We start from the raw sequence: 22,417 nt of genomic DNA on the forward strand, positions 1-22,417 counted from the left end.
AGTAATTTTCCAACATTCCGCCGGGAGTTAGCCGGTTGTTGGCTTTCTGTCTGGTTGGATTGGACCTACTGGGGTTGACACGGGAGGCGCCGTCTCCCACCAAACGCTAAGGCAGCTATGGAGTTCATCGAGGCCGAATATCCCAAACCAGGTCATGTGCTGCTGCACTTGAGCGATCTTCACCTGGTGGGTGGTCCGGGCACGCTCTATGGCTCTGTGGACAGCTCTGCCAGGCTGCAGGAGATCTGCGACCAGATTGTCGCTTCCAGGCTCAAGCCCGAAGCCATCATTTTTACCGGAGACCTCGCGGACCGGGGCGAGCTGGAAGCTTACAAGCGTCTCCGGGACATGATCGAACCGGTGTGCGATTCGCTGGGAGCCAAGGCCATCTGGGCCATGGGTAACCACGACGACCGGGCGAACTTCCGCTCCGCCTTCGCCGATGCCTCAGAGGCCAGCAAGCCCGAAGACCCGGTAGACCGCAGCTACTTTATCAACGGGCTTCGGATCATCACCCTGGACACCACGGTTCCGGGCTACCACTATGGTCAATTGTCGGAGTCGCAGCTGGACTGGCTGGCAGCTGAACTGGCCACACCGGCGCCCGACGGAACCATCCTCGCACTGCACCACCCGCCGGTTCCCTGCGTGCAGGACCTCGCGGTCCTGGTGGAGCTGCGCGGCCAAGCCGCACTGGCCGCCGTCGTCCGTAATACGGATGTCCGCACCATCCTGGGTGGCCACCTGCACTATTCGACGACGGCGAGCTTCGCCGGCATCCCGGTCTCGGTCGCCTCGGCCACCTGTTACACGCAGGATCTCGGGGTACGCGCAGGAGGGCAGCGGGGACGCGACGGCGCCCAGTCCTACAACATGATCCACGTGTACGAACACACCATCGTCCACTCGGTGGTCCCCTTGTCCGGCGGCGTCACCGTGGGCGAGCCGGTGGACGCGGAGGAAGTACAGCGTCGACTGGCAGCCGCAGGTATCCGCATCCCACGCGAGTCCCGGGTGGGCGCGCACACCTCACCCGGTACCTTGACGTCGTCGCTGCCTCTTATTTCTCCCAGGGTGCCTTGACGGGGAAGTACTTCTCCAGGAAGTCGGTTACCAGTTCGGCGCGTTCATCCGCCTCGACCTCCGGGAAGCTGCCATCGTTCAGGCAGAAGAAGTCCATGTGGCGCTTGGCCAGTAGCTTGGGCAGGTAGTGCAGTCCGGCCCACATGGTCGAATCCACATAGCGGACCTTGGCGGCCGTCTGGGTGACTGCGCGGCCCGTGAGCAGGGCGTAGTAGTGGTAGAACGAGTTCGTGACCGAGATGTTGTCCGCGGCGCGGAAGCGGCTGGCTGCGGTCTTGGCGAACTCGGCCGGGAATTCCTCCTCCATCTGGGCCACTACGCTGCGCCGCAACGGAGCAGCGGTGTGCTCCAGGTGCCGGGTGGTGATGCGGCCGAAGCGTTCCCAGAGGAGCTTGCGGTTGACCCGGGCCGCGTTCTCGAAGCCACTGCGCTCGGCATCGTTCTCGCCCAGGCCGATGCGGGTGTCCGCTTCGATGAACTTGGTAATGCCGCCGGGAGTGAAGAACATGTCCGGTCCTACGGGACGGCCGAAGAACATGTCGTCGTTGGAGTACAGGAAGTGCTCGGACAGGCCCTCGATGTGGTGCAGCTGGCATTCCACAGCCTGCGAATTGTGGGTGGGCAGGACGGAGGGATCGGCGAAGAATTCCTCGCTCCGCACGATCGTCACGGACGGGTGGTCGGCCAGCCATTCCGGAGCGGGAGAGTCCGTGGCGATAAAGATCCGACGGATCCATGGCGCGAACATGTGCACCGAACGAAGGGCATATTTCAGCTCGTTGATCTGCCGGAACCGTGCCTCGTGGTCGTCGCCTTCGCCAAGGACGGCGCCGGCCTGCTGGGCGCGGCGGCGTGCAATGTACTCCGGGTCGCTGCCATCAACCCACGAAAAGACGATGTCGATGTCGAAGGCAATGTCGCTGGCGTGGTCGGCGAACATGTTCTCGATGGTGGGCCAGGTGAGGCCATGCCGCTGCACGGTTCCACGGACGGCGTCCTGCCGCAGGAGTGTCCGGCGCGTCAACGAGTTCTCCACCGGGAGTTCCAGGTGGTCGCCCTCGAACCTCCACAGCTCGAGCTGGACACCCAGCGCCGGGCCGTACCAGAGACCGCCGCCGACTTCGACCCGGGGCCGGTAGAGGCGGAAGATCCGGGCCTTCCGGTTGGCCGAGAGCTCGCCGTCGGCTACCAGCACGGACGTCTTCTTCCTGGCATCCACTGTCATGGCGTAGAAGGGTTCATTTCGGAACGCGTCAACAAGGGCGTCCCTGACGTCCTTGCGGGCCTCCCAATCGACGGCGATCACGGGCCGCTCATCATTGCCGCGCACCAGGATGAAATCGATGCCTGCGGCATCCAGGGCTGCCCGAACCGCCAGGAGATCGGAAACCATGGCCTGTTGCGGTGTGAGGTCGGCGTTGACCAGGGCGTACCGCCCGCGGTGACGGACGACGTCGGACCTGTGCCTGAGATGCGCGACGACGGCAGGCGAGACCGCCTCCGCAATCGTGTCCTCTTCGACAGATGGGCTGCCGTGGTAAATCGGATCGACCTGTGCTTGTGTGATGGCTGTTTCTCCGGGATCGTCGGTGGTGCGTGTGTCAGTGGTGGTGAAGCTCTAGATGGCCAGGGCCCCGCGCCAGCTGCGGAGAAAGGCTCCGCCGGCGTCGTCGTGGATCACGTCGTCGGCAAGATCCAGGTCCGCGGCGGTCAGGATGGCGTACGGCTTCACCGGCACGCCGTCCGCAGGCCGGACATCCACGTGCTTCACGTCGTGGTCGTTGTGGTGCAGCCAGTCTGCCATGGCGTAGTCCGTGCGGGAATCTCCGACGGTGCGCCAGGAGCGCGGCGTAATGCCCTGGGCGGCCAGCAGCTCCACTGCGCGGCTTGCTCCGAGGTCCTTGCCGAGCCGGACGGACTCGATGTCCGTGGAGATGATGGTGGGATCCAGGCGGTAGTCGGCGGTGTCGTCGGAGCCGGGAGCATGGTGGTCCAGGATGGCGGCGTTGAGCCCGTGCTGTTCCATGATGCCCAGCGCGTCGGCGTCGAACAGCTTCTGCTCAGCCAGGTAATCTGCGCTGGCCACATCCAGGTGTTGCTCCACGGAGACCATGGCGCGCTTTGTCTCGTCGAAGAACATGTGCGCCGAGTAATCCTCCGCCACGAGCCTGCGGATGTCGTCACCGTAGGCCTTGGGGACGGCGAGTTCGTGGTCCACGTGGATGGGGCCGGCCCCTTCAGCGGTGTAGCTGAACCAGACGGCGCCCTTCTCGCAAATCGCGTGGATCACTGTATTGGCGGGCATACCCGCGGCAATCATGGGTTCCATGACCTGCTGGGCTATGAAGGCGTCGGAACGGCCGGTGTTGAAGATGACCGGAATGCCGGCCGAGGCGAGGGCCACCAGATCAGCGATGATGTCCGGCTTGACATCGCGCGTCACGGGGCTGGCGATGGGGCCATCGACATCCAGCAGCAAAGCCAGTTCGGGCTCAGTGCGGGCAGCGGTCCGGTCGGTACCTTGGAGCGGTTGGGTCATGCCCCTATTCTGTCAGTCCCGCAGAGTCCCCACACAGCTGTGACGTTCGACGACGATTAGTCACCTTTTGGCTACAACCTGCCTGTGCCGCGGGTCACAAGTTCCGTTAGGGCGGCATCTTCCATAGGCTTGCAGGGTGATCTTCAAAGCTGTGGGCGAGGGACGCCCGTACCCCGACCATGGATACACCGCGCCCAGGGACTGGGCGGCACTGCCACCGCGCCCTGTGCGGTTGGATGACCTGGTCACCACCAAACGGACCTTGGACCTGGAAGCGTTGCTGGCTGAAGACTCCACCTTCTTTGGAGATTTGTTCCCGCACGTGGTCCAGTACCAGGGCGTGATGTACCTCGAGGATGGCCTCCATCGCGCGGTCCGCACGGCGCTGCACCAGAGGACCGCAATCCACGCACGTGTATTGGTGATCGATGGCTAGGGTGTCCGGGCCGGACCAGATCGAGTCCCGGGCAAAAAAACGTAAGCGTCCCAAGGATGTGACGCAGTTGCACGGCCATCACGTGGTGACAGGGCCGGAGCTCAGGGCAACGTTTGCCGATGACGCACCGGTCCGACGCGGCAGCTTCGGGCGCCGCTTGTTCCACGGAATTGTCCTGGTCTTGCTACTGGGCGTGATAGCGGCCGGTGCCGTGGGTGCCTGGGCCATCATGAACGGCGTCATCAAGGTGCCGACGGCGATTGCCAGCAAAGCGCCCTCAAGCCTCTGCCCTTCCGCGACGTTTGACTACGTGCCCAACGAGACCGTCCAGCTCAACGTCCTAAATGCCACCTCGCGCAGCGGGCTCGCGGCGACGGTGGCTGACCAGTTCACCGCACGTGGCTACAAAGTAGCTTCCATCGGGAACAGTGACACCGCCTACTCCGGTATTGGCGTGGTGGTTTCCGGCGTCAAGGGCCAAGCGGCTGCCTTCAACATCCAGCGCAACCTTGCCGGCACTGACTACTTCCAGGACAACAGGGAAGACGAGTCGGTGGATGTGATCATTACACCGGGCTATGAGGGCCTGGTGGAGCCACAATTGGTGGACCAGACTCCCGGCAAGCTCATGTGCCCGCGCGAGGAACTGCGGATCGCCGACAACTCCAAGTGGCCCATCATTCCAACGAGGCCCGCCGGCTGACACACCGGGCGCTTACCGCCACTCAAAGTGGCGGGCGATGGTGGTTTCAGGCCGTTGCTGTTGCGCTGGCCAGCAGGATCGGCCTGCCCGCTTCATCGAAGCGTGCACCGGCTCCGAGCTGGATAAAGCGCACGGTTTGGGCGGTTTGCGCCTCTTGCGCGGCAAGAAGCCCGACGTCGGAGGTTGCGGACGGCGCGGAAGTGTCGCCGTCGGGCGTCCGGTTGCGTCGCGCGGCGCTGGCCGACAGCGTTCCGTGGATGAGGCGCGCGAGCTGGGCGACATCGGTGTCCGGAAGGTAACCCTGCTGCACCCCATCCTGGAGGATGTCCTGGAGCAGGGCATTGAGCTCACCCACGTGGTCTGCGAGCTTGGCGAAGGAACCGGGGGAGAGGACGGCGGCCATTGCCGGCCCTGGAGGCAGGTGGCGGCGGCTGAGGTCCTCCACCTGCGCCCGGACGTAGAGTGCCAGGCGATCCACCGGGTTGTGGAGCGCGGCCAGTGAGTCGCGGAGGTCCACGAGGAATCTCTCGGTCTCATCCAGGGCATAGGCGATGAGGAGCTGCTCCATGTCCGCGTAGTAGTTGTAGACCGCGGTCCGGCCCACGCCCGCGTGGCGGGCAACATCGGTCATGGTCAGTCCGGGCAGGCCATGGGTGAAGAGGAGCTCGCCAAAGGCGGTGAGAATCCGACGTTGGGTCTCGGCGCGTTGGGCAGCGTTCGTGGCGGCCGTGATCCTGGGCATATAGACACTTTACAGCGATCTGTCAGCAAACCGGGTCACGGCGCGAAAGCTGCCCAACCGGGCGGTAACATCGTGGAAAACCGGGAAACCGGAGAACCGGAAAACTTGCAGCAAGGGGGCGTCTTGCGCGCAACGGTCAAGGACGTGGCGCGCCGCGCGGGGGTCTCACCCAAAACGGTCTCGAATGTCATGAATGGAATCGTCCCGGTGAGCGGACCTACGCGGCTCAGGGTTGAACGGGCCATGCAGGAGCTGGACTACGTCCCGAATCTTTCGGCGCGGGGACTCCGAAACGGCCGCTCAGGCGTCATCGGCTTGGCCCTGCCGAACCTGGGCACACCGTTCTCCGCGGAGCTCGCCCAAAGTGTCGTCGAGCTGGCCCACGCGCAAGGTTGGAGCGTGCAGATCGAGGAGACGGGTTCCGATCCGCATCGTGAGCACGAGCTGATGACCCGCGCTCGCGCCAATTTGATCGACGGCCTGATTCTCAACCCGGTGGTGCTTGATGAGAGTGCCGTGCGGGTGGGGGTGGCACTGCCTCCGGTGGTCTTGCTGGGTGAAGTCTCCCAGGAGCTGGCCGACCGCGTTTTCGTGGACAGCTTTGCCGCGGCCCGTGACATGACCCTGGCGCTCGCCCGGCCCGGCCGCCGCCGCATCGCGGTCCTGGGCATTAACCGGGGAAGGAAATCCGCCACTGCCATTCAGCGCACGCAAGGATATGAGGCAGCCCTGCAGTCCCTGGGCATCCCGCGGGATGAGTCGCTGATGATCGCCTGTGAAGAATGGACCCCGGCCTCAGCAGCGGAGTCACTGATGCGGTACCTCGACAGCAACCCGCTGCCGGAGGCGATCTTCTGCTTCACCGACTCGATGGCCCTGGGCGCCCTGAATGCCCTGTGGAAGCGGGGAGTCCGCGTTCCGGAGGACATTGCCGTGGCGGGTTTTGACGACATCGCTGACGGCCGCTTCGCCGTGCCGCCCCTCAGTACGGTGTCCGTGGACAAGAGGGCGATTGCCGCCGAGGCACTCCGCCTGCTCACTGAGCGCATGGCCGACAGGGATCACCCGCAGCGCGTTGTGTCTGTTCCCTACACCATCGAAGAGCGGGACAGCAGCCGCTGACGTTGCGCCAGCAGTCACTGAGATTGCTCAATAAGTAAAATTGTTCGCGCTAACAATTTCTCTTGCCCTGCCTATTACAACGATGTAATGTGAGAGCTGCGTCACCCCGGGGCCACCTTTTACCCACGCGAGGAGACGTACCGGAGCCGGACTTCAGTGCAGCAGTGTGTTTCCTTTCAGCGGACCCTTCCAAAGGAGTGACGGGTGAAGCAGTTTGAATCATTGACCGGGAGAAGTATGTCCCGGAGACAGCTCTTGACGGGCTCGGCGCTGCTTGGCGGCGGGCTCTTGGCCACCGGCCTCACAGGCTGTGGCGGCGCAGCAGGAGCCGCATCCACGCCGACCATCAATTTCTGGCATCTCCTCTCCGGAGGAGACGGCACCAAGATGCAGGCCATGATCGCCAACGCCAACAACGGGAATCCGGGCTTCAAGGTCCACCCCACGGTGTTGGCCTGGGGTGCGCCGTACTACACCAAGCTCGCCATGGCATCGGCGGGCGGCCGTCCGCCGGAAGTGGCCATCATGCACGCAAGCCGAGTACCCGGATATGCTCCCGGTGGCCTCATTGAGCCCTGGGATCTGGGCCTGCTGGCGGAGAACGGCATCACCCCGGAGAACTTTGCGCCGCGCATCTGGGAAAAGAGCCAACAAAACGGAAAAGTGTTCTCCCTGGCACTGGATTCCCACCCTTTCATCATGTTCTACAACACCGATATCGCGGGCAAGGCAGGATTGCTGGAAAGCAATGGCCAGCTGCGCGACGTGAGCTCGCCGGCGGAGTTCAAGGCCGTGGCCCTGGAGATGCAGAAGGTCACCAAATCCCATGGTTTGTCCTTCGGCTACCTGAACCTTGGCTCACAGATGTGGCGCCTGTTCTACACGCTCTACAAGCAGCACGGTGCCGAGATTGTCCTGACTCCGGGCCAACCCATGCAGGCAAACCGGGACGCAGCCGTAGAGTCACTGGAGTTCATGGCGTCGCTCTTCGACGACACCATCGCGGCCAAAGGCAACGACATCAACACCGGCATCGCCGAGTTCGTCCGTGGCGACTCGGGCATGCTCTTCAGCGGTGGCTGGGAACTGCCCACCATGAAAAAGGCAAAGCTGCCCGTTGACGCGCTCACCATTCCCACCCTGTACGGGACGCCGGCTTCCTACGCCGATTCGCACTCGTTCGTCCTTCCGCGGCAGCTCGCTGTTGACGAGGAAAAGCGCAGGGATGCTTACAAGTTCGTCAGCGACATCCTCAAAGGCTCGTTGTCGTGGGCCGAGGCAGGTCATATCCCGGCGTACCAGCCCGTGGTGCAGTCACAGGCCTACAAGGAACTCACCCCGCAGGTCCATTACGCCAACGCCGCAGAGATCATTTCCTACGACCCCGAGGCCTGGTTCAGTGGATCGGGCTCGGACTGGCAGAACTACTTCGCCGAGTTCATCCAGAACGTGCTGCTGGGACGCAGCAAGGCACAGGACGGATGGGACGGCTTCGTAGGCCGCACCAACGACCTTCTATCACGGCCCAACCCGGTCTGACCGGCACACCCGCACACCGAGCGACAAAGGAGTCATTCATGAGTTCCTCTACTGTGTCCCGGCAGACCAGCCAAGCACGGACAACAACTGCACCCGGTAGCAAGACCGGCCCCTCCCTGCGCAGGAGCAGGGACAACGTGAGCGGATGGGCCTTCGCAGCCCCGTTCCTCGTCTTCTTCCTGGTGTTCCTCGTCTGGCCCATTTTCTACGGGTTCTACATGAGCCTTACGGGCAAGTCCCTTACCGGCGCCAACGACGCCCTCATTGGTTTTTCCAACTACTCCGAGGCCTTTGCCGATGCCGGGATGTGGCGTTCCCTGGGCAACACGCTCTACTTCACGGTGATCAGCACAGTGCCGTTGGTGCTGGTTGCGCTGGTCATGGCCGCGCTGTTGAACATCGGCCTCCCGGCCCAGTGGCTCTGGCGGCTTTCCTACTTTGCCCCGTTCCTCCTGGCGTCCACGGTTGTGTCCCTGTTCTTCGTCTGGATGTACAACCCGCAGCTTGGCCTGATCAACGATTTCCTGTCCAAGTTCGGCATCCCCAAGGTCGGCTGGCTCAACGACCCCAACGTGGCCATGTGGTCCATCGTGATCGCAACGCTTTGGTGGACGGTGGGGTTCAACTTCCTTCTCTACCTGGCGGCCATGCAGAACATCCCTGCCCAGCACTACGAAGCGGCCTCGCTGGACGGTGCCGGCGCGTGGAGGCAGTTCTTCTCCATCACGCTGCCGCAGCTCACGCCCACCACCGTGATGATCGTGCTTCTGCAGATCCTTGCTTCGCTGAAGGTCTTTGACCAGATCTACCAGATGACCTCCGGCGGCCCGGGTGGATCCACCCGTCCGGTGGTCCAGTACATCTTCGAAACCGGGTTCACCGGGTACCGGCTGGGGTACTCCGCAGCCATCTCCTACATCTTCTTCGGACTGATCGTGCTGGTTTCCGCCTTGCAGTTCGTCGTCACCCGTCGCAGGAGCGCATAGCCATGGCAAATACAACCCTCACCCGTTCCCTCCCACGTACCGGTCCCGGCCAGGTCATGCGTCAGCCACGCAAGAAGCTGACCGTAGGCAAGATCGCAGCGGTGGTGGTGGCTGCCGTCCTCGCAGTCCTCTGGTTGGTTCCCTTCGCCTGGGCGACTGTCACCGCCTTCAAATCCGAAGCGGATGCCTCGGCGTCGAAAGTCAGCTGGATCCCGCCGTCGGGCTTTACGTTCGATGCTTTCGCAAGCGTGTTCCAAGCCGGCAACATCCCGCTGTGGACGTGGAATTCGCTGTACACCTCGGCGGCCATCACCTTCATCACCCTGGTGATCTCCGCCTTGGTTGCCTACGCACTGTCCAGGATCGAGTTCAAGGGCAAGAAGGTGCTGATGATGGCCATCATCGCCAGCATCATCGTGCCGCCACCGGTGCTCATGATCCCGCTCTTCTACCAGATGCTTGCGTTCAAGATGATCGATACGCCGTGGGCCATCGTGCTGCCGCAGGTCATCCATCCTGCCATGGTGTTTGTCCTCAAGAGGTTCTTCGACCAGATTCCGCATGAGCTCGAGGAAGCGGCAGTCATGGACGGGGCGAGCCGGCTCAGGATTTTCCTCCAGATCATCCTGCCGTTGTCCCGGCCGATCCTGGCCGCCGTCGCGATCTTTGTGTTCATCGGCGCGTGGAACAACTTCCTGTGGCCGTTCATCTCCACCAACGACGACGGTCTGCTGACCCTTCCCGTGGGTCTGCAAACCATCAAGAGCGCCTACGGCGTGCAGTATGCGCAGAACATGGCGTCGGCACTGCTGGCCGCGCTGCCCCTGATCGTCGTCTTCCTGTTCTTCCAGCGCCAGATCATCAAGGGCATCTCCACCACCGGCCTCGCCGGAACCTGACCGATACCAACCGCCTACAAACAGTTTCAGAACACAACCAAGGAGATTCATGTCCCGCGCACGCATCACCCTCGACCGCGACTTCACGGTTGGAGAAGTACCCCGCCGCCTCTTCGGCTCCTTCGTGGAGCACATGGGCCGCTGCGTCTACACCGGAATCTACGAGCCCGGGCACCCCGAAGCGGACGAGCACGGCTTCCGCCAGGATGTCCTCAAGCTGGTCAAGGAACTCGGTGCCACCGTCATCCGGTACCCCGGCGGCAACTTCGTCTCGGGCTACAACTGGGAAGACGGAATCGGCCCGCGCGAAAACAGGCCCCGCCGCCTGGACGGCGCCTGGCACACGGTCGAGACCAACGCCTTTGGCCTGCATGAATTCGTGGACTGGTCCAGGCAGGCCGGCACCGAAATCATGGAAGCCATCAACCTGGGCACCAAGGGAGTGGAAGAGGCCCGCGCCATCGTGGAGTACTCCAACCATCCTTCAGGCACCTACTGGTCGGATCTGCGCGCCAAGAACGGCCATAAAGACCCGTTCGACATCAAACTCTGGTGCCTCGGCAACGAGATGGACGGACCGTGGCAGATCGGGCACAAGACGGCCGACGAATACGGCCGCCTCGCCCAGGAAGCCGCCAAGGCCATGCGCTACGTGGATCCGTCCATTGAACTCGTGGCCTGCGGAAGCTCAAAATCCGCGATGCCCACGTTCGGCGAGTGGGAGCAGACTGTCCTCACGCACACCTTCGACGAGGTCGACTACGTTTCCCTCCACGCCTACTACTTTGAAGAAGAAGGCGACGTCGGCAGCTTCCTGGCTTCCGCCGTCGACACCGATTTCTTCATCGAGTCGGTCATTGCCACAGCGGACGCTGTCCGGGCCAAGGGCAAGCACAAGAAGCACATCAACCTGTCCTTCGACGAGTGGAACGTCTGGTACCAGCGCGGCCGGGATACCGAGGACCAGCTGCGCAACATCGTCAAGGGGCCGTGGCGCGAGCACCCGCGGGTTATCGAGGATCACTACAACGTGACGGACGCCGTGGTGGTGGGGACCTTGCTCAACTCGCTGCTCCGGCACGGCGACCGGGTGAAGATTGCCAACCAGGCGCAGCTGGTGAACGTGATCGCGCCGATCCTTTCGGAGGAAAACGGCCCGGCGTGGAAGCAGACCATTTTCCACCCGTTCGCCCGGATGGCGGAGCTCGCCAAGGGCCAGATCCTGCGGCTCTCCGTGGATTCGGACAAGTACTCCAATGCCCGTTTCGGGGACACCGACCTGGTGGATGTCAGTGCCACGTGGAACGAGGAAACGGGCCGGGTTGCCTTGTTCTTCGCGAACCGCGGCCTGGAGGAGGCGGCCGACGTCGAGACCGCCTTGCGCGGTTTCGACGCCCGGCAGGTTGTGCGCGCCGAAGTCCTGGAAATTCCCGAGGACGGCGACCGCTTCACCATCAACAGCCAGGAGCAGCAGGAGCGGGTGGGTTTGAAGCCTTTGGAGAACGTCAAGGCCACTGGCTCGGAGCTGCGCCTGACGCTGCCCGCATTGTCGTGGGCCGTCGTCGAGCTTGAGGTCGCGAAAGCCTAGCCCCGCACCCAACCGCGTGGCACCCAACTGGGGACAGATAACGTCGCTATGAACGCTCATAGCGACGTTATCTGTCCCCTACTTGGGTTAAAGTACGACGGCGGCCGGCTGGCTATACTGCGCAGCCGTCAGGGCCGCAGGCCTCGGCGTCGGAGGCGCCCACCGGGATCAGCGGGTTGGCTTCCTGCCACGCCTGATTCAGGGCCTGGGAGAAGAGCTCGGCCGGCTGGGCGCCCGAAATGCCGTATTTGCGGTCAATGACGAAGAACGGAACGCCGGTCACCCCGATGGCGCGGGCCTCGTTGATGTCCTGGTTCACCTCTTCGGTGAACTTGTCGGTGCTGAAGAGTTCAGCGACCTCTCCGTCGGGCAGCTCGAGGGCGGCACCCAGCTCCGTCAGGTACTCCTGGTTGCCGATGTCCTTGCCGTGCTCAAAGTGGTCGCTGAGCAACTGTTCCTTCGCGGCGTCCTGCTTCCCATGGGTTGCAGCAAGGTGGATGAGCCGGTGTGCGGTGAAGCTGTTGGCCACCACCACCTTGTCGAAGTGGTAATCCAAACCTTCGCCCTTGGCAGTGTCGGTCACGTGGGCGAACATCTGCTTGACCTGCTCCGGAGCCATGCCCTTGCGTTTGCTCAGGTAGTCCAGTTCCGTGCCGTCATAGTGCTCGGGGACGGAGGGATCCAGCTGGTAGCTCTTCCACTCAACATCCACTGAATCGCGGTGCGGGAACTGTGCCAAGGCAGTCTCAAAACGGCGCTTGCCGATGTAGCACCACGGGCACGCGACGTCTGACCAGATCTCAATCTTCATGGTCTCGTCAACCTTGGAGCGCACGGAGGCATTCCAAACACAAGCTGTTATTTTGCTCACGGCGCGAATAGCCTTGAGGAGGGTTGTGAAGCCAGCCCACCATAGAGGGGGTAATGCGCGGAGGCCCGCATGCGCATCGGACTCATTGTTGGACCCTGGTTTACCGTCCCGCCGGAACGCTATGGCGGAACGGAGCGCGTAGTCGACTGCCTGGCCCGGGGGCTGGTGGATGCGGGGCATGAAGTCCTGTTGGCCGCCGCCTCCGACAGCACGTGCCCGGTGCCCCAAGTGCCCGGCTTCGGTCCCAGCCAGCCGGAGGAAATTGGCCTCAGTCTCAGCGAGCTGAGCCATGTCATCAAGGCATACCGCGGCATGGACGGGGTGGATATCATCCACGACCACACGCTGGCGGGGCCGCTCTACGCACACCGGCCTCCCGGCATACCGGTGGTCACCACCATCCACGGACAACTGACAGCCCAATCGGCGGAGCTGTACCGCGCCATGCAGAGGGACACGTCCATTATTGCGATCTCCCATGACCAGAGGTCGATGCTCCCGAACCTCAACGTAGCGGCCGTTATCCACCACGGCCTGGACCTGTCCACCGTGTCCGTGGGAAGCGGCAAAGGCGGCTACGTTTGCTTTGTGGGCCGGATGTGCGCGGACAAGGGCCTCATGGAAGCCGTGGCGATTGCCCGTGAAGCCGGAGTTCCCCTGAAGATCGCCGCCAAGATGCACGCCAAAGATGAACGGGAATTCTTCCGCGATGTCGTCGAGCCTGCGCTGGGGCCGCAGGAGGAGTTTTTGGGAGAACTCTCCGACCCCGAGAAATACGAGCTGATGGGCGGGGCCATCGCACTAATCAACCCCATCCAGTGGCCCGAACCGTTCGGCCTGGTCATGATCGAATCGCTGGCCACCGGCACGCCAGTAGTGGCTACTCCCATGGGGGCCGCCCCGGAAATCGTGAAGCACGGAGTGACAGGCTTCCTGGGGGAAATTCACCACCTGGCAGGTTTCGTGGACGCGGCTGCCCGGTTGAGCCGCGCGGACTGCCGGCGTTCCGTCGATGACTACTTCAGCGCCGGACGCATGGCAGCTGACCATCTGGACCTGTATTCACGAATCCTTGAACAATTCGGCAGCAAAGGGGTTCACGGCGGCGCCTACGTGCAAGAGAATCAAAGGCAGGCCCGTCAGGCTGCCGGCCCCGAACCCCAACCCTGAAGGAGCCTCGGCACATGACCGCATGGAACGCAGACACAGAAGCCGGAGCCTCCGAACTGGGGGCAGTGACGGTCGTCGAGGGCTCGTCCTTCTGCATCTCCGCGCACGCGGGGGACATCCACGGAGGTGGCTCGCAGGGTGCCTACTACCAGGACACGCGCATCGTGTCCCGCTGGGTGCTGCGGATCAACGGCGAACCCCGGGAGCCGCTTGTCGCCCGCAACCCCGCTTCCTTCCAGGCCGAATACGTCGGCAGGGCCTGCACCGAAGACGGACGCTTTGAGAGCCCGCTGCTTGTCCGGCACCAGCGCAGTGTCGGCTCTGGACTGCGCGATGACATCACCATCACCAACTACTCCGGCACGCCATCAACCTGCACCATCGAACTGCTCCTCGACGCCGACCTCGCAGACCTCTTCGACGTCAAAGGCGGCAGGGTGGGAACCGCGGAGGAGACCATTCGGGCTGCACAGGAAGACGGCCTGCACATCGATGCCCTGCACTCCAGCGGCCAGCGTCGCGGGGTAATGTTCCAGGCCCAAGGGGCAAAAGTCACCAGTGAAGGGTTGACCTTCAACGTCACCATTCCCGCCCGCGAGGACTGGTCCACCACCATCATCGCCTTGCCCTTGGTCAACGGTGAGGCGCCGGAAGACCGCTTCACCGTGGGAACGCCCCTGCAGCACAGCACAGGCGCCCGCCGCCAAACGCAGTGGGAGGAACACGTTCCACGCGTCACGGTCACTGACCAGAACGTCACCGACGTCCTGGAGCAAAGCCAACGGGACCTGGGCGCGCTGCGGATTTTCGACGACGAACACCCCGGCCGTGCCGCCATCGCCGCCGGGGCGCCTTGGTTCATGGCCCTGTTCGGACGGGACTCGCTCCTGGCCTCCTACATGTCCCTCATGGTGGACCCGAGCCTGGCCGCGGGCACCCTCCAAACCTTGGCGGGGCTGCAGGGCAGCAAAGTGGACAATGACTCCGAAGAAGAACCCGGGCGCATGCCGCACGAGGTCAGGCTGGGAATCACCGCAGGACTCTCCTTGGGCGGCACGGCCTATTACGGAACAGCCGATGCCACCCCGCTGTTCGTCTCCACCCTCGGTGAACTGAGTCGCTGGGGACTCGGCGAAGACATCATTGAGTCCCTGCTGCCCCACGCCGACCGGGCCATCGAATGGATGGAGAAGTACGGAGACCGCGACGGCGACGGCTTCATCGAATACAAGCGGCCCAACGAGCACGGCTTGGTGAACCAGGGTTGGAAGGACTCATGGGACGGGATTAATTTCGCGGACGGCCGGATGGCCGAGGCCCCGATCGCGCTCTGCGAAGTCCAGGCCTACGCCTATGCGGCCTACGTGGGCCGGTCCCTGTTGGCACGCGCGGCGGGGGACACCGCCGTCGAACGCCGTTGCGCGGACCGCGCCGAAGAACTCAAGGAGGCCTTCAACAAGACGTTCTGGCTGCCGGACAAAGGCTACTTCGCGCTGGCGTTGGACAAGGACAAGCAGCCGGTGGATTCGTGCACTTCCAACATGGGGCATTGCCTGTGGGTGGGCATCGTGGATGAGGACAAGGCAGCGCAGGTCGCAGAGCGGCTCATGTCTCCGGAGATGTTTACCGGCTGGGGCATCCGCACCCTCGGCTCCGACATGGGCGCCTACAACCCCGTCAGCTACCACAACGGCTCGGTCTGGCCCCACGACACCGCGCTCGCGGCCACCGGTCTCATGCGCTACGGCTTCACGGACGAAGCCAGCCGGGTGGCCAGCGGACTGTTCGACGCCGCCGAGCACTTTGGCGGTCAGCTCCCTGAGTTGTTCTGCGGCTTTGACCGGCGGGACTTTTCGGAGCCGGTCCCGTATCCGACGGCGTGTTCCCCGCAGGCGTGGGCGGCTGCGGCTCCCGTCCAACTCGCCCGGATCCTGCTGCGTTTCGACCCCGACTTCACCAGGGACGTCCTGCACCTGGCGCCGATCCTGCCGGAGTCGTTCGGTGAGTTCACGGCAGACAACGTGCTGCTGGGCAGTTCACGGCTCACGGTGCGGGCTGCGGGCACTTCCGGGACGGTGGAAGGACTGCCGGAGGGGCTCCAGTTGCGCAACGATCCGCGGCCGCCACTGGCCGGGGACCTGTTTGGCTAGAGCCTATTCTCCATGACGAAGTCGTGCTCCACGGTATTGCCGAGCGTGAACGACTTGGTACCAACGCGCTGGAAACCGCTCTTCTCGTAGAAGCGGATGGCCTTGGCGTTCTGGCTGTTCACGCCGAGCCACACACCCGCCGCACCCTTGTCCGTGGCCAGTGCCAGGGAAGCGTGGATCAGCCTCGACGCCGCGCCCTTGCCGTGGTGGTCGGGGTGGACGTAGCACTTGCTCAGCTCCGTCGAGGGCAGCGCCGAAAGCACGGAGGCGACGTCGGGGTCCCCGGTGGGCTTCGCGATCAGCATCGTGTATCCGTTGAGCTGCCCGTCGTCGTCGAGCACCATGATGGTGATGTTCGCGTCGGCGAGGTACTCCGAAAAGTTGGCTTCGCTCAGCGTCTTTTCAAGGTGCGCCTGGATGTCCGCCGGTGAGGAGCCTGGAGGGCACGCCAGCGGGAAGGTGACGGCCGCGAGCTCGGCCAGCTTCCCGGCGTCGTGTGCTGTTGCGGTACGGATGGTCTCGGCCACGTGGCCCCCCTTGCGAGTTTTTGTACAGGTAATGCCCCTAAGAACGCATCTTAAGGGCATTAGCTGTACGAAAACTCCACGTTAGGGGGTGGGGCGGATGGCGTTTGTGGCCCGGTCTGCGATGATTTGTGGGTCCCGGCCGGAGTCGAGGATAGTGTTCCGCGCTGATTCCGGGTCCACCAGGACAGCTGTCACGGCCAGCTCCTTGGCGGCATCAGTGGTCAGCAGGGCATCCACCTGGGCCTCGAAGCAGTCGTCGCTGGCGGTGGCTTGGACGTTCATGGCCACCACGTGGTTGTTCGACACGAAATTGCCCGTGCCTTCACGCAGCCGGATGGTGACCGGCGTCGCGCCTTCCGGACGGATGTGCTCCGAATCGATGATCTGTGAAAAGTGGTTGCCGATCACCGAATTGTTGTTGCCGCTGATGGCGAGGACCCCGTGGAGATCATCCAGCCCATTGTCGATCCCGAGGAACGGCGTCCAAGGCTCGTGGTCACGGAGGAAATGGTTGGTGGCCACAAGATTCTCGGAGCTGTTCCGCTCCAGGACCACCATGCCGGGATAGAAGGAATGCAGCCGGTTGTTGGTGATGCTGGAGCGCGTCACCCCGCTGAAATGGACGCTGCTGGCACCCCGTGGGAAGACGTTGTTCGCCGTTACCAGGAGTCCGCCATGGTTCTCCGCGTAGATCGAGTGGCCCTTGAAACCTGCGCCGATCAGGTTGTCCGTGATCTTGGATGCCTGGCCCCAGCCGCGCAGCTCGATGCAGCTTCCACATTCGGCGATGAAGTTGTTGTGGATGGAGAGGGCATCGGCGTTGTGGATGGTCAGGGCGTGTTCGAGGTAGATGAAGCCCATCTCGTTGACCCGGAAGGAGTCGTTGGCGGTGGCAACGTGGATCCCGGTCTTGCCATTGACGTAGGTATTCTCCGCCGGCAGCTCCGAACCGTCCGCGGTGAAATGCAGCCCGTCGATGCAGAAGTTGGCGAACTCCACCGAACTGATCCGCGGACTGCCGGCACGCTCAACACGGAAGGCGGCTCCGCTTGCCGGGTCCGTGGTGTCGGCGGCGGGGAGATCAACCAGCACGCGGCTGCCACCGGGCCACAGCTCATGGAGATCGGGCCATTCGTTCTCGGGAACGTTGAACCTGATGCTCGAGGATGTGAAGCCGTGGCCTGAGCCCTGGATCCTGAGGAAACTGATGTCGATCAGCACCTGCGTTCGCAGGCGGTAGTCGCCCGGCGGCAAGTAGATCACGGCACCCGGCTTGCCGCCGTCGTTCACGTCCGTGGCGTTCTGGCGTTCCTTGATGTCGGCGATGATGCTGTTGATGACCTCGCCGACATCCTTGGACGGGTCGCCGATGGGCCAGGTGGTTACGTCGTAGTAGTTGCTGCTGGACATGGTGTTGATCCTCTTGGGTTTTGGAGGTGGTCAGTTGGCGGGCTGGTGTTCCGGCAGTCCGGCCAGCAGTTCGTCCGACGTCGGCGGGTTGGCTCCGGCGCGACGCACAGTGATGGCTGCGGCCTTGGTGGCCCTGCCGCCCAACGACTCCAAAGCCTCCCGCGTGAGCCGGTCAACCCCGGTGTGGAGCAGCCCGTAGATCAGGGCGGACATGTACGAGTCGCCCGCGCCGATGGTGTCCGCCACGGTGGACTTGATGGACGGGACCAGGACCTGTGCTGCGGGGGTCGAGAGCATCGATCCCTCGGAGCCAAGCGTAACCACCACAAGGCCGGTCCCCAGGTCCAGGATGCGCCGTGAAGTGTCTTCGAGGGACAGGCCGGGGTAAAGCCAGTGCGCATCCTCATCACTGAGTTTGACCACGTCGGTGAAGGGAATGAGTTCCTCGAAAGTGGTTTTCGCTTGGGCATGGCTGCCAACCAGGGCCGGCCGGATGTTGGGATCGTAGGTGACCACGCACCGCTGATGTGCCTGTGCAAGCAGCTCCCGCACCGCGGCCGCGCCGGGTTCCAGGAACGTGGCAATCGAGCCCGTGTGCAGGATCTTGGGCAGGGTAGTGGGGGTCGCCCGGGGGAGCTCCCACTGAATGTCGAAGTCATAGCGGGCCGAGCCGTCCGAGGCCAGGGTGGCGGTTGCCGTAGCGGTTCTGACGCCTGGGCGGGTGCCGGCCAGGAGTTCGACGCCGGCACTCGCCAGGTGACGTTCGATGGCGGCCCCGTGGGGGTCGTCTCCGATCGAGGTCAACAATGCGGTGGGCACGCCGAGGCGTCCGAGGCCGTAGGCAACGTTCGCGGGCGAGCCTCCGGGGTGCTCCACGGTTCCCCGCGAGGAGACGACGATATCCACCAAGGCTTCACCGACAACTACGACTTCTGTCGCCTGGTTCGATGCCGGTTCTTGAACGATGAGCGGCTCTGGGATGATCTGCATGACGTACTCCTTAGGCGGTTTGCGAGACAGCGAGCTTAAGAACCGTGGCGGTGCCGACCTCCGCGGTAAGCCAGTTCTCCTGGCTGGTTGCATCCGGGAACACCAGATCCGTCAGGACCACCTTGCCGTCCTGGGCGAAGACCTCCACGGAGCACTGGTCCACCACAACAAGCAGCTTGAGGAGGCCGTCCTCCAGGGCAACAGGGGAGGACTCAGCGGAGGCGAACTTTTCGTGGAACGCGGTGTCCCCTGAACGGGTGCGGTCGAGGGTGAGCCGTCCGCTGTCTGCGGCGTAGCTCAGGACAGTGCTTTGGAGTCCGTCAGGGCTGGCGAACAGGCGCAGCTCGACACGCTCTGCGGTTCCCGGGAGGATTTCAGCCTCGATCACCTGGGCTGCCCCTGGAACGGCGTCCGGCAAGCGGAGGGCTGACGCTCCCACGTCGATGCTGACCGCGTGGAACAGCTCTTCTTGCGGGTTCCCGAGGACCGGGCGCTGGACCAGCCGGGCAGCCCCGTTCACCGTTTCAAGGCGCAATTCGCGGGCGAGAGTCATGGAGGACCGCCAAGGTGCAGTGGGCAGCTGGTTGGCGTAGTCCCAGTTGTTCATCCAGCCGATGATGATCCGCCGGTCATCGGAGGTGTTGCTGAAGGAAACGGAGGCGTAGCAATCACGTCCCCAATCCAGCCACAGGCTCTGCTGCAGTGCTTCCGTCCGGGCAGAACCCTCCGGCAGGGAGGTGACTCCGGAAGGCGCCGCAAGTGAGCCTGCGTCCGGAACGAAAGCGACGCCGTCGAACTGTCCCACGAAGTACTGTCCGCCCGAGCCCCCTGCGACAGCGCCGGGATTGACGTTGACTATCAGCACCCACTTGATGTCCTCCGGTTCCCCGTCCACGGGAAGGGGGAAGAGGTCCGGGCATTCCCATTCGCCGGCGTCGGCGTTGGCCGGGCCGAAGTCGCTGAGGAATTTCCAGGTCTTGAGGTCATCGGAGCGGTAAAGGACCACCTTTTGCTGCTGCGCTTCGACGGCGACCATCACCCAGAAGGAACCGCGGGCGCTTTCGTAGCGGAAGACCTTGGGATCGCGGAAATGGGCAGAGTTTCTGGTCAGGACAGGATTTCGCCCGTATTTCCGCCATGTCATCCCGCCGTCTTTGCTGTAGGCGAGGGACTGGGCCTGCGTGCCACCGTGTGGCCCTGCCTTGAAGGCGCTGGTGTACACAGCCACCAGGGCCGGCGACTCCAAAGTTCCGAAACCGGAGGTGTTGCCCTGGTCCACCACCACGCTTCCGGAGAAGATGTCCTCTGTTTCATCCCCGGCAATGGCAACCGGATGCTCCGTCCAACGCAGGAGGTCGGGGGACGTGGCGTGGCCCCAGGACATGTTGCCCCAGACGTTGCCGAAGGGATTGTTCTGAAAGAAGAGGTGGTACAAACCGTCGTGGAAAACCAGCCCGTTGGGGTCGTTCAGCCAGGTGTCACATGCCGTGAAATGGATGGCAGGCCGGAACCTGGGGGTGGGGGCCGGGGCTGTTTCCGGGCGTGCGGCGTCAAGGCTACTGGACATGAAAGGCGTTCCTTTTGGGACGTTCGAAGTGGTTTGGTGGGGCTATCGAGGGGCCGCGACCGAGTCACGGCGGACCAGGGGACAGCCCAGGACAGTAGGGTGGAGCGCCATCAAGGAAAGGTCTTCTTTGCCCTCGATGGCATCGATGAGGTGATCCGTTGCCCAGGCCCCCATCTCGTAGTGGGGGAGGGCCACGGTGGTGAGGCCGGGGTAGAGGTTGGCTGCGATGAGCTCCTGGTCATCGAAGCCCACCACGGAAAGGTCGCCCGGAATGCTGAGCCCCAACTCGGCGGCAGCCCGGTAGGCGCCCATGGCCATCCGGTCGTTGTAGCAGAACAGCCCGGTAGGCCGGTCTTCCCTGGACAGGATTCGTTTGGCTGCCTCATAGCCGCCTTGCACTTCGGAGACCTCGGACTCAACAGGTGCCGCACCGCCGTCGAGCCCTGCTTCGGTCAGCATGGCCCGGAAGGCCTGCAGCCGCTGGCGGGTAGCGGGAACATCATCGGTGTTGTTGATGAAGCCAACCCGGGTGTGGCCGGCGTCGAGAAGTGCCCCGACAGCAGCGCGGGCGCCGCCGTCCTCGTCCGGGACCACGGCCGTGATGTTCCCGGCAGTGGCAACGGAGTCCACCAGGACCGACGGTACGCTGCCCAGGTTGCCCGGAAGCTCGACGTTCCGGTGGTACATCGTGGCATACAGGATGCCGTCAACCCGCCGCTCCAACAGCGCCTGCACATCCGCTTGCCGTGATTCGAGACTGGCCGAGCCCGGGGTATTGATGATCATGAGGTTGTAGCCCCGGGCCTTCGCGGCCTCATCCGCGCCCAAAATGATCCGGCCGGCGTGGGGCGTGGTGGCGATTTCCTCGCTCACCAAACCGAGCATGCCGGTCCGTTGCGTGCGCAGGGCCTGCGCCAGGCGGTTGGGGCCGTAGCCGAGCTGTTCGGCGGCTGAGCGGACTTTGTCCCGGGTTTCCTCGCTGATCCGGGCGTACGAGACCTCGTTAAGAACGTGGGAAACGGTGGTGACGGACACACCGGCGGCGACGGCCACGTCCTTGATACCGATGTTCTTGCTGCTCATCTGACTCCCACGTCCTTATGGTTGGTGATGCCCCTGGGGGCTATCTGTAGGCTACTCGTTGATGGTGGCGCCGGGACCTTGGTGGCGCGGGCCCTTGGTGGCGCTAGCCCTTGACCGCGCCCAGCGTCATGCCCGCTACGATCTTGCGTTGCAGCAGGAGCGTGAGCAGGATGACCGGGATCGAGTACACGGCGGCGAGGGCCGTCATGGATCCCCAATCCAGGCCGAACTGGGTCTGGAAGTTCGCGATCACCACGGGCGTTGTCTGCGAACGGATGGCCGTCATGAGCAGCGCGAACAGGAACTCGTTCCAGGAAGCCAGGAAGGCAAAGATCGCTGTGACCGCAATGCCGCCGGACACCACCGGGATCACCACCCGCCACAGGGCGCCCAGCCGGCTGCAACCGTCCACGGTTGCCGCTTCCTCCAGGTCCCGGGGCACGGACTCGAAGAAGCTGGACATCAGCCAAATCGAGAGCGGCAGCGAGATGGTGGTGTGCGCGATGGACAGCGCAATCGGTGTATCCGACAAGCCCACGGAGGCCATCATGGAGGCCAGCGGAATGCCGATTGCCACCGGCGGAACCATGCGGGTGACCAGGGCAGCCATGATGAAGACGCGTCCGCTGGGCGTCTTGTAGCGCGTGATTCCGTAGGCTGCGGGGACTGCAAGAACCAGCGACAGCAGGGTGCTGATGACGGCAGTCTGGATGCTGTTGATGAAGGACGCCACGACGCCGCTGCGGCCCAGCGCGTTGGTGTAATTCTCCAGCGTCCATTCCTTGGGGAGGATGGTTGGTGGGACAGCGATGGTGTCGATCGGCGTTTTGAACGAGGTGAACAGCAGGTACAGGAACGGGAACCCGTAGAGCACCATGGCCACGGCCAACAGGATCCACAGGATGGTCCGGGTGCTGCGGCGGCCCGCCTCCAGCCCTTCGCGGTTGACTCCCCGCCGCTTGCGCAGCGGTTGCGGTTCCGAAATGTTCGACGGCGGTTGGCTGGCCATGGT

Annotated in this window: 20 protein-coding genes; 10 read left to right on the forward strand and 10 right to left on the reverse strand. The window is 63.6% G+C overall.

The features are described 5' to 3' along the window. Nucleotides 1-117: 117 nt before the first annotated feature. On the forward strand, nt 118-1,083 hold the full coding sequence (locus tag PQ627_RS12395; protein ID WP_274261412.1) for a phosphodiesterase: 966 nt from the start codon (nt 118-120) through the stop codon (nt 1,081-1,083). Here the strand turns inward: PQ627_RS12395 and PQ627_RS12400 are convergent. Both PQ627_RS12400 and PQ627_RS12405 read right to left on the reverse strand, forming a co-directional pair. Continuing rightward, nucleotides 1,061-2,476: a stealth family protein gene (locus tag PQ627_RS12400; RefSeq protein WP_144661449.1), complete on the reverse strand. Its 1,416-nt coding sequence runs from the start codon at nt 2,474-2,476 to the stop codon at nt 1,061-1,063. The genes PQ627_RS12395 and PQ627_RS12400 overlap by 23 nt on opposite strands. A 225-nt stretch (nt 2,477-2,701) precedes the next feature. Further along, nucleotides 2,702-3,622 carry a hypothetical protein gene (locus tag PQ627_RS12405; protein ID WP_274261414.1) on the reverse strand — a complete coding sequence of 307 codons (921 nt, stop codon included), beginning with the start codon at nt 3,620-3,622 and terminating at the stop codon, nt 2,702-2,704. 136 nt (nt 3,623-3,758) lie between these two features. On the opposite strand from PQ627_RS12405, the gene PQ627_RS12410 reads away from it, so the two are divergent. Next, a complete protein-coding gene (locus PQ627_RS12410; RefSeq protein WP_144661451.1) occupies nt 3,759-4,058 on the forward strand; it encodes a type II toxin-antitoxin system VapB family antitoxin in 300 nt (99 codons plus the stop codon). Between the two features lie 58 nt (nt 4,059-4,116). Beyond that, nucleotides 4,117-4,761 (forward strand): LytR C-terminal domain-containing protein, encoded by a 645-nt coding sequence (locus PQ627_RS12415; protein ID WP_274261416.1) that lies wholly within the window; start codon nt 4,117-4,119, stop codon nt 4,759-4,761. A 46-nt stretch (nt 4,762-4,807) separates the two neighbouring features. Here PQ627_RS12415 and PQ627_RS12420 read toward each other — a convergent pair whose 3' ends face one another. Continuing rightward, the gene (locus PQ627_RS12420; RefSeq protein ID WP_274261419.1) at nt 4,808-5,503 is read right to left on the reverse strand and encodes a TetR/AcrR family transcriptional regulator; all 696 of its coding nucleotides are present in this window, start codon (nt 5,501-5,503) and stop codon (nt 4,808-4,810) included. A 123-nt stretch (nt 5,504-5,626) separates the two neighbouring features. Between PQ627_RS12420 and PQ627_RS12425 the strand changes: the two genes are divergently transcribed. The 5 genes from PQ627_RS12425 to arfA all read left to right on the forward strand — a co-directional run bounded on the left by PQ627_RS12425 (nt 5,627) and on the right by arfA (nt 11,637). Continuing rightward, on the forward strand, nt 5,627-6,625 hold the full coding sequence (locus PQ627_RS12425; RefSeq protein WP_144661454.1) for a LacI family DNA-binding transcriptional regulator: 999 nt from the start codon (nt 5,627-5,629) through the stop codon (nt 6,623-6,625). Between the two features lie 204 nt (nt 6,626-6,829). After that, nucleotides 6,830-8,164 (forward strand): extracellular solute-binding protein, encoded by a 1,335-nt coding sequence (locus PQ627_RS12430; protein ID WP_144661455.1) that lies wholly within the window; start codon nt 6,830-6,832, stop codon nt 8,162-8,164. Between the two features lie 38 nt (nt 8,165-8,202). Next, nucleotides 8,203-9,150 (forward strand): carbohydrate ABC transporter permease, encoded by a 948-nt coding sequence (locus PQ627_RS12435; RefSeq protein ID WP_144661456.1) that lies wholly within the window; start codon nt 8,203-8,205, stop codon nt 9,148-9,150. 2 nt (nt 9,151-9,152) lie between these two features. Next, on the forward strand, nt 9,153-10,049 hold the full coding sequence (locus PQ627_RS12440) for a carbohydrate ABC transporter permease (RefSeq protein ID WP_274261423.1): 897 nt from the start codon (nt 9,153-9,155) through the stop codon (nt 10,047-10,049). A gap of 49 nt (nt 10,050-10,098) precedes the next feature. Further along, on the forward strand, nt 10,099-11,637 hold the full coding sequence (gene arfA / locus PQ627_RS12445) for an arabinosylfuranosidase ArfA (RefSeq protein ID WP_274261425.1): 1,539 nt from the start codon (nt 10,099-10,101) through the stop codon (nt 11,635-11,637). A gap of 112 nt (nt 11,638-11,749) precedes the next feature. On the opposite strand, the gene PQ627_RS12450 is transcribed toward arfA, so the two are convergent. After that, nucleotides 11,750-12,448 carry a DsbA family oxidoreductase gene (locus PQ627_RS12450; RefSeq protein ID WP_274261632.1) on the reverse strand — a complete coding sequence of 233 codons (699 nt, stop codon included), beginning with the start codon at nt 12,446-12,448 and terminating at the stop codon, nt 11,750-11,752. A 129-nt stretch (nt 12,449-12,577) separates the two neighbouring features. On the opposite strand from PQ627_RS12450, the gene PQ627_RS12455 reads away from it, so the two are divergent. Continuing rightward, complete coding sequence (locus tag PQ627_RS12455) at nt 12,578-13,678, forward strand: glycosyltransferase family 4 protein (RefSeq protein ID WP_274261426.1); 1,101 nt, start codon at nt 12,578-12,580, stop codon at nt 13,676-13,678. Nucleotides 13,679-13,692: 14 nt separating this feature from the next. Beyond that, nucleotides 13,693-15,828 (forward strand): amylo-alpha-1,6-glucosidase, encoded by a 2,136-nt coding sequence (locus tag PQ627_RS12460; protein ID WP_274261428.1) that lies wholly within the window; start codon nt 13,693-13,695, stop codon nt 15,826-15,828. On the opposite strand, the gene PQ627_RS12465 is transcribed toward PQ627_RS12460, so the two are convergent. The 6 genes from PQ627_RS12465 to PQ627_RS12490 all read right to left on the reverse strand — a co-directional run bounded on the left by PQ627_RS12465 (nt 15,825) and on the right by PQ627_RS12490 (nt 22,414). After that, nucleotides 15,825-16,355 carry a GNAT family N-acetyltransferase gene (locus PQ627_RS12465; RefSeq protein WP_144661461.1) on the reverse strand — a complete coding sequence of 177 codons (531 nt, stop codon included), beginning with the start codon at nt 16,353-16,355 and terminating at the stop codon, nt 15,825-15,827. The two genes, PQ627_RS12460 and PQ627_RS12465, sit on opposite strands and share 4 nt — an antisense overlap. A gap of 81 nt (nt 16,356-16,436) precedes the next feature. Next, nucleotides 16,437-17,765 carry a NosD domain-containing protein gene (locus tag PQ627_RS12470; RefSeq protein WP_274261431.1) on the reverse strand — a complete coding sequence of 443 codons (1,329 nt, stop codon included), beginning with the start codon at nt 17,763-17,765 and terminating at the stop codon, nt 16,437-16,439. A 30-nt stretch (nt 17,766-17,795) separates the two neighbouring features. Next, on the reverse strand, nt 17,796-18,755 hold the full coding sequence (locus tag PQ627_RS12475) for a carbohydrate kinase family protein (RefSeq protein WP_274261433.1): 960 nt from the start codon (nt 18,753-18,755) through the stop codon (nt 17,796-17,798). 10 nt (nt 18,756-18,765) lie between these two features. Beyond that, nucleotides 18,766-20,322: a glycoside hydrolase family 32 protein gene (locus PQ627_RS12480; RefSeq protein WP_274261435.1), complete on the reverse strand. Its 1,557-nt coding sequence runs from the start codon at nt 20,320-20,322 to the stop codon at nt 18,766-18,768. Nucleotides 20,323-20,364: 42 nt separating this feature from the next. Next, nucleotides 20,365-21,405: a LacI family DNA-binding transcriptional regulator gene (locus tag PQ627_RS12485; RefSeq protein WP_274261437.1), complete on the reverse strand. Its 1,041-nt coding sequence runs from the start codon at nt 21,403-21,405 to the stop codon at nt 20,365-20,367. A 103-nt stretch (nt 21,406-21,508) separates the two neighbouring features. Next, nucleotides 21,509-22,414: a carbohydrate ABC transporter permease gene (locus PQ627_RS12490; protein ID WP_274261634.1), complete on the reverse strand. Its 906-nt coding sequence runs from the start codon at nt 22,412-22,414 to the stop codon at nt 21,509-21,511. Nucleotides 22,415-22,417: the final 3 nt, after the last annotated feature.

It is taken from the genome of Paenarthrobacter sp. AB444 (genome assembly GCF_028736865.1).
GTDB lineage: Bacteria > Actinomycetota > Actinomycetes > Actinomycetales > Micrococcaceae > Arthrobacter > Arthrobacter nicotinovorans_B.

Bases quoted from the DNA above. Each gene is read 5' to 3' on its own strand.
- PQ627_RS12395 (WP_274261412.1), top strand. From the start codon at position 118: ATGGAGTTCATCGAGGCCGAATATCCCAAACCAGGTCATGTGCTGCTG.
- PQ627_RS12400 (WP_144661449.1), bottom strand. From the start codon at position 2,476: ATGGTTTCCGATCTCCTGGCGGTTCGGGCAGCCCTGGATGCCGCAGGC.
- PQ627_RS12405 (WP_274261414.1), bottom strand. From the start codon at position 3,622: ATGACCCAACCGCTCCAAGGTACCGACCGGACCGCTGCCCGCACTGAG.
- PQ627_RS12420 (WP_274261419.1), bottom strand. From the start codon at position 5,503: ATGCCCAGGATCACGGCCGCCACGAACGCTGCCCAACGCGCCGAGACC.
- PQ627_RS12435 (WP_144661456.1), top strand. From the start codon at position 8,203: ATGAGTTCCTCTACTGTGTCCCGGCAGACCAGCCAAGCACGGACAACA.
- PQ627_RS12440 (WP_274261423.1), top strand. From the start codon at position 9,153: ATGGCAAATACAACCCTCACCCGTTCCCTCCCACGTACCGGTCCCGGC.
- arfA (WP_274261425.1), top strand. From the start codon at position 10,099: ATGTCCCGCGCACGCATCACCCTCGACCGCGACTTCACGGTTGGAGAA.
- PQ627_RS12450 (WP_274261632.1), bottom strand. From the start codon at position 12,448: ATGAAGATTGAGATCTGGTCAGACGTCGCGTGCCCGTGGTGCTACATC.
- PQ627_RS12455 (WP_274261426.1), top strand. From the start codon at position 12,578: ATGCGCATCGGACTCATTGTTGGACCCTGGTTTACCGTCCCGCCGGAA.
- PQ627_RS12460 (WP_274261428.1), top strand. From the start codon at position 13,693: ATGACCGCATGGAACGCAGACACAGAAGCCGGAGCCTCCGAACTGGGG.
- PQ627_RS12470 (WP_274261431.1), bottom strand. From the start codon at position 17,765: ATGTCCAGCAGCAACTACTACGACGTAACCACCTGGCCCATCGGCGAC.
- PQ627_RS12475 (WP_274261433.1), bottom strand. From the start codon at position 18,755: ATGCAGATCATCCCAGAGCCGCTCATCGTTCAAGAACCGGCATCGAAC.
- PQ627_RS12480 (WP_274261435.1), bottom strand. From the start codon at position 20,322: ATGTCCAGTAGCCTTGACGCCGCACGCCCGGAAACAGCCCCGGCCCCC.
- PQ627_RS12485 (WP_274261437.1), bottom strand. From the start codon at position 21,405: ATGAGCAGCAAGAACATCGGTATCAAGGACGTGGCCGTCGCCGCCGGT.
- PQ627_RS12490 (WP_274261634.1), bottom strand. From the start codon at position 22,414: ATGGCCAGCCAACCGCCGTCGAACATTTCGGAACCGCAACCGCTGCGC.